The sequence below is a fragment of the Streptomyces sp. ICN903 genome (assembly GCF_022015835.1).
Classification (GTDB): domain Bacteria; phylum Actinomycetota; class Actinomycetes; order Streptomycetales; family Streptomycetaceae; genus Streptomyces; species Streptomyces fenghuangensis.
In genome coordinates this window covers 1-10,511 of sequence record NZ_JAKMAY010000202.1, presented here as the reverse complement: position 1 = coordinate 10,511, position 10,511 = coordinate 1, and the positions used below count along the sequence as shown (strand labels likewise).

The 10,511-nt window shown below is 73.6% G+C and carries 8 protein-coding genes; all 8 read right to left on the bottom strand.

Annotated elements, in window-relative coordinates; translation table 11 throughout:
- Nucleotides 1–8: 8 nt before the first annotated feature.
- The 8 genes from L7D48_RS19655 to L7D48_RS19620 all read right to left on the bottom strand — a co-directional run bounded on the left by L7D48_RS19655 (nucleotide 9) and on the right by L7D48_RS19620 (nucleotide 10,473).
- Nucleotides 9–1,148 carry an LCP family protein gene (locus tag L7D48_RS19655; RefSeq protein WP_237880854.1) on the bottom strand — a complete coding sequence of 380 codons (1,140 nt, stop codon included), beginning with the start codon at nucleotides 1,146–1,148 and terminating at the stop codon, nucleotides 9–11.
- A 323-nt stretch (nucleotides 1,149–1,471) separates the two neighbouring features.
- Complete coding sequence (gene rho / locus L7D48_RS19650) at nucleotides 1,472–3,427, bottom strand: transcription termination factor Rho (RefSeq protein WP_237880852.1); 1,956 nt, start codon at nucleotides 3,425–3,427, stop codon at nucleotides 1,472–1,474.
- Between the two features lie 393 nt (nucleotides 3,428–3,820).
- The gene (gene thrB, locus L7D48_RS19645) at nucleotides 3,821–4,747 is read right to left on the bottom strand and encodes a homoserine kinase (protein ID WP_206349649.1); all 927 of its coding nucleotides are present in this window, start codon (nucleotides 4,745–4,747) and stop codon (nucleotides 3,821–3,823) included.
- A gap of 347 nt (nucleotides 4,748–5,094) precedes the next feature.
- Nucleotides 5,095–6,174 carry a threonine synthase gene (gene thrC / locus L7D48_RS19640; RefSeq protein ID WP_237880858.1) on the bottom strand — a complete coding sequence of 360 codons (1,080 nt, stop codon included), beginning with the start codon at nucleotides 6,172–6,174 and terminating at the stop codon, nucleotides 5,095–5,097.
- Nucleotides 6,175–6,224: 50 nt separating this feature from the next.
- Entirely contained in the window at nucleotides 6,225–7,526 is a 1,302-nt protein-coding gene (locus L7D48_RS19635) for a homoserine dehydrogenase (RefSeq protein WP_237880850.1), read from the bottom strand.
- A gap of 169 nt (nucleotides 7,527–7,695) precedes the next feature.
- On the bottom strand, nucleotides 7,696–9,087 hold the full coding sequence (lysA, locus tag L7D48_RS19630; RefSeq protein WP_237880848.1) for a diaminopimelate decarboxylase: 1,392 nt from the start codon (nucleotides 9,085–9,087) through the stop codon (nucleotides 7,696–7,698).
- A gap of 19 nt (nucleotides 9,088–9,106) precedes the next feature.
- The gene (locus L7D48_RS19625) at nucleotides 9,107–9,937 is read right to left on the bottom strand and encodes a DALR anticodon-binding domain-containing protein (RefSeq protein WP_237880846.1); all 831 of its coding nucleotides are present in this window, start codon (nucleotides 9,935–9,937) and stop codon (nucleotides 9,107–9,109) included.
- Nucleotides 9,938–10,038: 101 nt separating this feature from the next.
- Nucleotides 10,039–10,473 (bottom strand): response regulator, encoded by a 435-nt coding sequence (locus tag L7D48_RS19620; protein WP_374492913.1) that lies wholly within the window; start codon nucleotides 10,471–10,473, stop codon nucleotides 10,039–10,041.
- Nucleotides 10,474–10,511: the final 38 nt, after the last annotated feature.

The following is a 10,511-nucleotide window of genomic DNA, read 5'->3' as shown; positions in this document are numbered from 1 at the left end:
TCCCCGGCCTACCCGGCCTGACCGCCTCCTCCGGCTCCCTCCGCCTCCACCGCGTCCTCGGCCTCCGTGGCCTCCCGGGCCGCGGACCCCTTGGTGGCGGAGTCGGGGATCGGCCGGTCCGCCTTGAGCGCGTCCCAGATCCGCTCCGTCTGCACCCCGATCGGCACCACCCGGTTGGGATCGGCGGAGGAGTAGCGCACCGGCAGGGTGACCGTCTCGATGTCCTGCGAGTCGATGCCCTTCACGGCCCCGGCCAGGCCGGCCAGGTCCGGGACCGACGCCAGGGCCGCGTCGGTGGTGAGGTGGGAGGTGACGGTGTCGAGGAGGTCGTAGGTCTTCTTGGGGTCGGAGAACACCCTGACCTCCCCCACCCGGTCGGCGAGGGCCTCGACGAAGGTGTGCTGGAGCTTTATGCGGCCCAGGTCGCTGCCGTTGCCCACGCCCTTGCGGGTGCGGACCAGTGCCAGGGCCCGCTCCCCGTCCAGGGTGTGGCGTCCCGGCTCCAGTTCCAGCCGGCTGTCCTCGTCCTCGATCGGTTCGGTGACGGTGACCTCCACCCCGCCCAGTTCGTCGACCACCTTCTCGAAGCCGTCGAAGTCGAGCTCGACGTAGTGGTCCATGCGGATGCCGGTCATCGACTCGACCGTCTTGACGGTGCAGGCCGGGCCGCCGATCTCGTACGCCTGGTTGAACATCGCGCGACGGGCGGCGGGCGCCGTGCCGCCGCCGGTCTTCTCGCACTCGGGCCGTTCGACGAGGGTGTCCCGGGGGATGGAGACGATGGAGGCCCGGTCGTGCTCCTTGTTGATGTGGACGATCATCGCGGTGTCGGAGCGGGCGGTGCCGTCGTCGCGGCCGTAGCGGGAGTTGTCCCCGGCGCGGGTGTCGGAGCCGAGCAGCAGGATGTCCAGCGTGCCGTCGGGGACGTCGGCGGGCCGGTCGGGGCCCAGGACGGAGTCGATGTCGATCCCGGCGATGTTGCCGTCGATCCTGGAGTAGACGAGCCCGAGTCCGGCCCCGGCCAGCACGAGGGCGCCGACCGTGGCCCACGCGGCCGCGTACAGGCCCCTGCGCCGCCGCGGGCGCGGGCCGCGGCGTTCCCGTCCGCCGCTTCGCCCGCCGCCGATGGTGGTGTCCTCGTCCGCCATGTCGTTCCTCGTCTGCCGTACGTCTCCCCTGTCGTGTGGGGGGCTGTCGCGGGGCTGCCGTGGGGCCGGCCGGTGCCAGCCGGGGCCGCCGGGCCGGGTCGGGCCGGACGGTCAGCGGTCGGCGGGGGACCTCCTTCTCCACTTGCGACGGCGTACCCCCATCGGGCCTGATCACTCCGCGCCTTCCTCAGGGGCGGGCCGTGGAGGCGGGCCGTGGGGCGCGGCGGTGACGGGACGGTGACGAGGTGGTCACGCGCGGCGAGGGCCGCCCCACCGTGTGCGGTGGGGCGGCCCTCGCCGTGCCGTGCTGCGCCGGACGCCGGTCAGTCGCCGTTGCCGGGCGCCGGCGTCGTCTTCTGGATCTGCATCAGGAACTCGGCGTTCGACTTCGTCTGCTTCATCTTGTCCAGCAGCAGCTCGATGGCCTGCTGCTGGTCCAGCGCGTGCAGGACGCGCCGCAGCTTCCAGACGATGCCCAGCTCCTCGGCGCCCATCAGGATCTCCTCCTTGCGGGTGCCGGACGCGTCGACGTCCACCGCCGGGAAGATCCGCTTGTCGGCGAGCTTCCGGTCGAGCTTGAGCTCCATGTTGCCGGTGCCCTTGAACTCCTCGAAGATGACCTCGTCCATCCGCGAGCCGGTCTCGACCAGCGCGGCGGCCAGGATCGTCAGGGAGCCGCCGTCCTCGATGTTCCGCGCGGCGCCGAAGAACTTCTTCGGCGGGTAGAGCGCGGTGGAGTCGACACCACCGGACAGGATGCGGCCCGAGGCGGGGGCGGCCAGGTTGTACGCGCGGCCCAGGCGGGTGATGTTGTCCAGCAGCACCACCACGTCGTGGCCGAGCTCCACCAGCCGCTTGGCCCGCTCGATGGCCAGCTCGGCGATGGTGGTGTGGTCCTCCGCCGGGCGGTCGAAGGTCGAGGAGATGACCTCGCCCTTGACCGACCGCTGCATGTCGGTGACCTCCTCCGGCCGCTCGTCCACGAGCACGACCATCAGGTGGCACTCGGGGTTGTTGCGGGTGATGGAGTTGGCGATCGACTGCAGGACCGTGGTCTTGCCCGCCTTCGGCGGGGCCACGATCAGACCGCGCTGCCCCTTGCCGATGGGCGAGACCAGGTCGATGATCCGCGAGGTGAGGTGGTTCGGCTCGGTCTCCAGCCGCAGCCGCTCCTGCGGGTACAGCGGGGTGAGCTTGCCGAACTCGGGCCGGCCCTTGCCGCTCTCGGGCGACATGCCGTTCACCGAGTCCAGGCGGACCAGCGCGTTGAACTTCTCGCGCCGCTCGCCCTCGCGCGGCTGGCGGACCGCGCCGGTGACGTGGTCGCCCTTGCGCAGGCCGTTCTTGCGGACCTGGGCCAGGGAGACGTACACGTCGTTCGGACCGGGCAGGTAGCCGGAGGTGCGCACGAACGCGTAGTTGTCGAGGATGTCCAGGATTCCGGCGACCGGGATCAGGACGTCGTCCTCGGAGATCTGCGGCTCGGCGGCGAAGTCGTCGCGGCCCCGGCGGCCCCGGCGGTCGCGGTAGCGGCCCCGGCGTCCGCGGCGGCCGCCCTCGAAGTCGTCGTCGCGGTCGCCGCGGTTGTCGCGGTCGCGACCCTGGCGGTTGCCGCCGTCCTGGCCCTGCTGCTGGCCGCCGTCCTTGCCGCGGCGGTCGCGCTGGCGGCCCTTGCCCTGGCGGTCGCCGCCCTTGTCCTGGCGGTCGCCCTTGTCCTGCTGCTTTTCCTGCTTGTCCTGCTGCTTGTCCTGCCTGCCGCCGTCGCCCCGGCCCTCGGCGGGCCTTTCCTCGGCGGTCTCGGCGGCGGCCGGTGCCTCGGCACCCCTGCCCTCGGCGCCCTTGCCTCCGCGGCGGCGGCGCTCGCCGGCGGGCTCGTCGCTGACGGGCTGGCCGGGGATGTCGATCTGCTGCTGAGCGGCCTCGCCGGCGGCGCCCTCGGCGCTCTCGCCCGTACGCGCCTTGGAGGTCGCGCGGCGGCGCGGCTTGCTCTCCGCGGGGGCGGCCGGTGCCTCGGCGGCGGCGGGGGCGGAGCCCGAGCCGTTCTCGGCCTGCTTGGCCCGGATCGTCTCGATCAGCTGGCTCTTGCGCATCCGCGCCGTGCCCTTGATACCGAGACCGGAGGCGACTTGCTGCAGTTCGGCGAGAACCATGCCCTCGAGGCCCGTGCCGGAGCGGCGACGCCTGGGGGCGGTACCGGATGCGGGCGCGGCAGGGGCGTCCGTGGCGGGCGCGGCGGCTTCGGCGGCGTCCACGCCCATCAGATCGGTGGTATCGCTCACGAAGGGTCCTTCCCTGGAGCGGGCGTCGGCCTGTCTGGCTCGGCGACCGGTTGTGCTGTCCGGCGGCGGTCTTCGTCTCGACCGGGCCGGGGCGGTGGTTCCGCCCGGATGTACGGCGGAGGAATCAGTACATAGTCAATACGTGGTGTGGCGTGAGGGGATGACGTGCGTCAATCACGCCGTTCCGGAGCGAGCTCGGCACTGCTCGGCAGGCTGCTCAGGCAGTTCTGGAGGCTCCCGGAAGAAGGAGTGGCCCCGTATGGGACTGTACCCATGGGATCACGGAGAGCACCGCACCGCCCTCGGGTCGTCCCAGGAGGCTGCGAGTGCAGACTTGAGGTTAACACTACCGGACCCAACAAACATTCCCCCTCTCCAAGGCCCGCATTCGTGTCACCGGCCCGTGCCGGCCAGCGGCAGCACACCGGCTCCCGCCGTGTCGAGGGACAGCCGGTTGGCCGCCCATCCGTCGCCCGCCAGACGCGCGACCTTGTCGGCCGTGGCGTCCTGCGCCAGCGCCAGAACCGTGGGCCCGGCGCCGGAGATGACGGCCGGCACCCCGTCGGCGCGCAGCCGGTGCACCAGTTCCACGCTCTCCTCCATCGCGGGGGCGCGGTACTCCTGGTGGAGCCGGTCCTCGGTGGCGGGCAGCAGGAGTTCGGGGCGGCGGGTCAGCGCCTCGACGAGCAGGGCGGCGCGGCCCGCGTTGGCGGCGGCGTCCACATGGGGGACGGTACGGGGCAGCAGTCCGCGGGCGGTCTCGGTGAGCACCGGCCGGTCGGGGACGAAGACCACCGGGACGACGGCTGGGTCCGGGTCCATCCTGATCGCCCGCGCCGCGCCGCCGTCCGTCCAGGCGAGGGTGAAGCCGCCGAGCAGGCAGGCCGCCACGTTGTCGGGGTGCCCCTCTATCTCCGTGGCCAGCTCCAGCAGGGCGGTGTCGTCGAGTTTCTCGGCGCCGCCGGTGGTCACCGCGCGGGCGGCGATGATGCCCGCGCAGATGGCCGCGGAGGAGGAGCCCAGGCCGCGGCCGTGCGGGATGCGGTTGGCGCAGACGACCTCCAGGCCGCGCGGCTGGCCGCCCAGCAGGTCGAAGGCCGTGCGCAGGGAGCGTACGAGCAGGTGGCTCTCGTCGCGGGGCAGGGTGTCGGCGCCCTCGCCGGCGATGTCGATGTGCAGTCCGGAGTCGGCGACGCGGACCACGACGTCGTCGTACAGGCCGAGGGCCAGACCGAGGGCGTCGAAGCCGGGACCGAGGTTTGCGCTGGTGGCGGGGGTGCGCACCCGGACGGCGGCGGCGCGGAACGCGGGACCGGCCATCGCTCGTTGACTCTCCTTGGTGTGACTGTCCTGTGGGACTGCGGGACTGTGCTGCTCGGATGCTCGGTCGGATGTGCGGGCGGACGCCGGTCCGGCGCGGGTCGCGGACGCGCGGCGGGACGCCTTCGGGAACCGCGGCTGGGGCCGGACCGGTCCACTGACCTCTGGCACATGCCGTATGACAGGTCGGGACGTGACTCCCACCCTATCGAAGGACGGTTCGGTGGCGGTACAGGGCGTACGGGAGGCGCACGATGCGTGTCGCGCGCCGTCGATGCGCCCCCGTGCCGGGTGCGGCCCCTGGCGGGCACGCACCCGGCGCGGAGGGTGTCACGGGCCCGGCGCCCTCACACCAGGCCGAGGCGCTCGGCCGCGGCGTCCGCGTCGACGGGTACGACGATCGGCTGCGGAGCGCCCTGCACGGCCCAGTCCGGGTCCTTCAGGCCGTTGCCCGTGACGGTGCAGACGATCCGCTGGCCGGGGTCGACCTTCCCCTGCTCGGCAGCCTTGAGCAGACCGGCGACCGAGGCGGCCGAGGCCGGCTCGACGAAGACGCCCTCCTGCGCGGCCAGCAGCCGGTAGGCGGCCAGGATCTGACGGTCGGTCACCTCGTCGATGAACCCGCCGGACTCGTCGCGGGCCGCCTCCGCGTACTCCCAGGAGGCCGGGTTGCCGATGCGGATGGCGGTGGCGATGGTGCGCGGGTCCTTGACCGGCTCGCCCCGCACGATGGGCGCCGAGCCGGAGGCCTGGAAGCCCCACATCCGCGGTGTGCGCGAGGCGTGGACCCCGCCGTCGGGGCCGGGCGCGGCGTACTCCCGGTAGCCCCGCCAGTAGGCGGTGATGTTGCCCGCGTTGCCGACCGGCAGGACGTGGATGTCGGGAGCGTCGCCGAGCATGTCGACGACCTCGAACGCGGCGGTCTTCTGGCCCTCGATCCGCACCGGGTTGACCGAGTTGACCAGCGACACCGGGTAGTTGTCGGACAGGCCGCGCGCCAGGGTGAGGCAGTCGTCGAAGTTGCCGTCGACCTGGAGGATGCTGGCGCCGTGCACCAGCGCCTGGCCCATCTTGCCCATCGCGATCTTGCCCTGCGGCACCAGCACCGCGCAGACCATCCCCGCGCGCACCGCGTAGGCGGCCGCCGAGGCGGAGGTGTTGCCGGTGGAGGCGCAGATGACGGCCTTCGCGCCCTCCTCCTTGGCGCGGCTGATGGCCATCGTCATCCCGCGGTCCTTGAAGGATCCGGTGGGATTGGCGCCCTCGACCTTGAGGTGGACCTCGCAGCCGGTGCGCTCGGAGAGCACCTGTGCGGGCACGAGCGGGGTGCCGCCCTCGCGCAGGGTGACGACGGGGGTGTCGTCGGTGACCGGAAGCCGGTCGCGGTACTCCTCGATGATGCCCCGCCACTGGTGGGCGCCGGACATTCGAGGAGTGCTGGTGCTGCCAGGACTGGCGGTGGTGACGGTCATCTTCCTCATTCCCCTTCGACCCGCATGGTGCTCGCGACGCCGCGTACGGTGTCCAGTCTGCGCAGCGCCTCGACGGTCGCCGACAGGGCCGCGTCCGAGGCCCGGTGGGTGACGACGACCAGCGACGCACCGTCGCCGGGGCCGTCGATGCCCTGCTGGCGCACGGTGTCGATGGAGACCCCGTGCTCGGCGAAGACGGTGGCGCACTGGGCGAGGACGCCCGGTTTGTCGGCGACGTCCAGGCTGATGTGGTAGCGGGTGACCACCTCGCCCATCGGGCTCACCGGAAGCTGTGCGTAGGCCGACTCCCCCGGCCCGCGGGCGCCGGCGAGCTTGTTGCGGCAGACGGCGACCAGATCGCCCAGCACCGCCGAGGCGGTGGGCGCGCCGCCCGCGCCGGGCCCGTAGAACATCAGCCGGCCGGCGGCCTCCGCCTCGACGAAGACCGCGTTGTACGCCTCGCGGACGGAGGCGAGCGGGTGGGTCAGCGGGATCATCGCCGGGTGGACGCGGGCGGTGACCGAGCGCCCGTCGGCGGCGCGCTCGCAGATGGCCAGCAGCTTGACCGTGCAGCCCATGCGCCGCGCGGAGGCGATGTCGGCGGCGGTGACCTCGGTCAGCCCCTCGCGGTGCACGTCGTCCAGGCGGACGCGGGTGTGGAAGGCGATGCCGGCCAGGATCGCGGCCTTGGCGGCGGCGTCGAAGCCCTCGACGTCGGCGGTCGGGTCGGCCTCGGCGTACCCCAGGGCGGTGGCCTCGTCCAGCGCCTCGGAGTACCCGGCGCCGGTGGAGTCCATCCGGTCGAGGATGAAGTTGGTGGTGCCGTTGACGATGCCCAGGACGCGGTTGACCTTGTCGCCGGCCAGGGACTCGCGCAACGGACGCACCAGCGGGATCGCGGCCGCGGCGGCGGCCTCGTAGTAGAGGTCCACCCCGTGTTTCTCGGCCGCCTCGTGGAGGGCCGGACCGTCCTCGGCCAGCAGCGCCTTGTTGGCCGTGACCACACTGGCGCCGTGCTCGAAGGCGGTGGTGATCAGGGTGCGGGCCGGCTCGATGCCGCCGATGACCTCGACGACCACGTCGATGTCGTCCCGGGCCGCCAGGGCGGCGGCGTCGGTGGTGACCAGCTCGGGCGCTATGCCCTCGCGGACCCTTCCGGGGCGGCGGACGGCGACCCCGGCCAGTTCGACCGGGGCCCCGATCCGGGCGGCGAGGTCCTCCGCGTGCGTCGTCATGATGCGCGCCACCTCTGAGCCGACGACCCCACAGCCCAGCAGCGCCACCTTCAGCGGACGCGTACGCATCATCAGACCTCGCTTCTCCACAGTCCTGTGGACTCAAGTCTCACGCACGGACGACGGGATCCCCCGTTCCATCCAGCATGCGAGACGTCATCCTCCGTTTTTGAGACGGCCCGGTGAGGGGGCCGCCGCCCGGACGGCGTCCGGCGGTGTACGGACGCCGTCCGGGCCGGGCTCAGCCGACGTCCAGGCCGAGCAGGTCCTCCTCCGTCTCGCGCCGCACGATCACCCGGGCCTCACCCCCCGAGACCGCCACCACCGGCGGCCGCAGGGAGTGGTTGTAGTTGCTCGCCATGGACCGGCAGTACGCGCCGGTGGCCGGGACGGCGAGCAGGTCGCCGGGGGCCAGGTCGGCGGGGAGGAAGGCGTCGCGCACCACGATGTCGCCGCTCTCGCAGTGCTTGCCGACCACGCGCGAGAGCATCGGCGCGGCCTCGGAGGTGCGGGAGGCCAGCGCCACGGAGTACTCGGCGTCGTACAGCGCGGTGCGGATGTTGTCGGACATGCCGCCGTCCACGCTGACGTAGGTGCGCAGGCCCGGCAGCTCCTTGACGGTGCCGACCTCGTAGAGGGTGAAGGTCGTCGGACCGGCGATGGCCCGGCCCGGCTCGACCGACAGCCGCGGCGCGGCCAGCCCGGCGGCCCGGCACTCGTGGGCGACGATCTCGTGCAGCGCCCTGGCGATCTCGTGGGGCTCGCGCGGGTCGTCGTCGGGGGTGTAGGCGATGCCCAGACCGCCGCCGAGGTCGATCTCGGGCAGCTCCACGCCGTGCTCGTCGCGGACCTCGGTCAGCAGCTGCACCACACGGCGCGCGGCGACCTCGAAGCCTGCCATGTCGAAGATCTGCGAGCCGATGTGGGAGTGGATGCCCACCAGCTCCAGGCTGTCCAGCTTCAGCACCCGCCGCACCGCCTCGGCGGCCTGCCCGTCGGCGAGCGCGAGCCCGAACTTCTGGTCCTCGTGGGCGGTGGCGATGAACTCGTGGGTGTGCGCCTCCACACCCACCGTCACCCGGATCTGCACCCGCTGGCGCCTGCCGAGCCGCTCGGCGATGTGCGCGACGCGGGCGATCTCCTGGAAGGAGTCCAGCACGATCCGGCCGACCCCGGCCTCCACGGCCCGCTCGATCTCGGCGGTGGACTTGTTGTTGCCGTGCAGCGCGATGCGCTCGGCGGGCATCCCGCCGGCCAGCGCGGTGGCCAGCTCGCCGCCGGAGCAGACGTCGAGGTTGAGGCCCTCCTCGGTCAGCCAGCGCACCACCGCGCGGCACAGGAAGGCCTTCCCGGCGTAGAACACGTCGGCCTCGTCGCCGAAGGCCTCGCGCCAGGCGCGGCAGCGGGCCCGGAAGTCGTCCTCGTCCAGGACGTAGGCGGGGGTGCCGAACTCCTCGGCCAGCGCGACGACGTCCAGCCCGCCGACCGTGGTCACCCCCCGCTCGTCGCGGGCGACGGTACGGGCCCACACTCGCGGGTCCAGGGCGTTGAGGTCGGCGGGCGGCGGGGTGTAGTGGCCCTCGGGCAGGACGTCGGCGTGGCGGGGCCCGGCGGGATGTGCGGAACGGCTCATGGTCGCTTCGTGCTCTCCATCACAGATGTACGGGTGCGGTGACGCCCAGCCGGGACAGGCCGCCGGCCAGCACCGTCCCGGCGGCCTGGGCGAGGGCCAGCCGGGCGCGGTGGGCGGCCAGGGGTTTGTGCTCCCCGGCCGGCAGCACGGACGCGTGTATGCCGAGGAGGCCGTCGGCGACCGTCTCCAGCCGGCGGGCGAGCCGGCCGGTGTCGCCCAGCGCGGCGGTCCGCTCGTACTCGGCCAGCGCCCCCAGCAGTTCCGCCTCGCGCGGGGTGTCGTAGGCGTACCCGCCCGCCCCGGCCTCGGGCGCGAAGCCGAGGGCACGGGCGCCGCGCAGCAGCGCCCGGGCGCGGGCGTGGGCGTACTGGACGAGGAAGAGGGGGTTGGACTCGCGCTGCTCCAGCAGCCCGGGGCCGGGCTCCACGCCGGTGGCGGCGGCCCACCCGCGGACGTCGCGCGCGGGGTCGGTGCGCTCCGCGACCGCGTACTCCCCGTCCCGCGCCGCCAGGGCCTCCACCAGCTCCGCCCGGGCCTCCCCCGCCACGGTGATGTTGAGGAACCCGGGCCCGGCGACCACCACATCGGCGATGCCCGCCTCGCGCGCCAGCCTCTCCCGCAGGACCTCGGCCACGCTCCGGGCGGGCCGTCCGGTGACGGCGGCCAGCCGCAGCGCGGCGTTGGTGGCGTAGTCCCCGCAGCCCGGCCGCGGCGGACGCCCCACGGTGATCCGCTCCGGCAGCCCGTCCAGCGCCTCCAGCGCACCCGGGGACAGCTCGCCCAGCGCGCCGTCGCCGGCAGCGCGGCGCACGGTGCGCAGCACGGTGCGCGAGAGCTGGGCGGGAGTCACGCGTCAAGGGTATGGGAGAGGGGGCGGGGAGGCGCGAACGCGTTTCAAGGGATGACACGCACCTCACACCGGCCGACCGCGGGCCGGTGCGCCCCACGGGCTCAGCCCGGCCGCCCCACGACGGGCTCCGTCCCGCACGCGCCGCCGCTGCCGCGCCCGCCGGCGGCCAGCCGCCGCACCGTCCGCACCAGCTCCACCGGCTCGAACGGCTTGGCCACGAACGCGTCCACCACCGCCGCCCGCGCCCGCTCGCCCCCCAGTTCCGACCGCGTACAGGCGCTGACGATCGCCAGGGGGATGCCGCGCGTCCGCTCGCCGGCGCGCAGCCGCTCGGCGGTCCGCAGTCCGTCGAGCCGGGGCATGGCCACATCGAGCGTGATCACGTCGGGCCGCACCCGCTCCACGATCTCCAGACACTCGGCACCGTCGGCCGCGGTCACGACCTCGAAGCCTTCGAGCTCGAGGTTGACCCTGATCAGCTGCCGGATGACCTCGCTGTCGTCCACCACGAGGATCCGGCCGGACACGCCAGGCACACCCCAGAGAGTAGGCCCGCACCTCCCCCCGCGTCCGG

What these genes read in the sequence shown, in the direction of transcription:
- L7D48_RS19655 (WP_237880854.1), bottom strand. Translation starts at nt 1,148, where the DNA reads ATGGCGGACGAGGACACCACCATCGGCGGCGGGCGAAGCGGCGGACGG.
- thrB (WP_206349649.1), bottom strand. Translation starts at nt 4,747, where the DNA reads ATGGCCGGTCCCGCGTTCCGCGCCGCCGCCGTCCGGGTGCGCACCCCC.
- thrC (WP_237880858.1), bottom strand. Translation starts at nt 6,174, where the DNA reads ATGTCCGGCGCCCACCAGTGGCGGGGCATCATCGAGGAGTACCGCGAC.
- L7D48_RS19635 (WP_237880850.1), bottom strand. Translation starts at nt 7,526, where the DNA reads ATGATGCGTACGCGTCCGCTGAAGGTGGCGCTGCTGGGCTGTGGGGTC.
- lysA (WP_237880848.1), bottom strand. Translation starts at nt 9,087, where the DNA reads ATGAGCCGTTCCGCACATCCCGCCGGGCCCCGCCACGCCGACGTCCTG.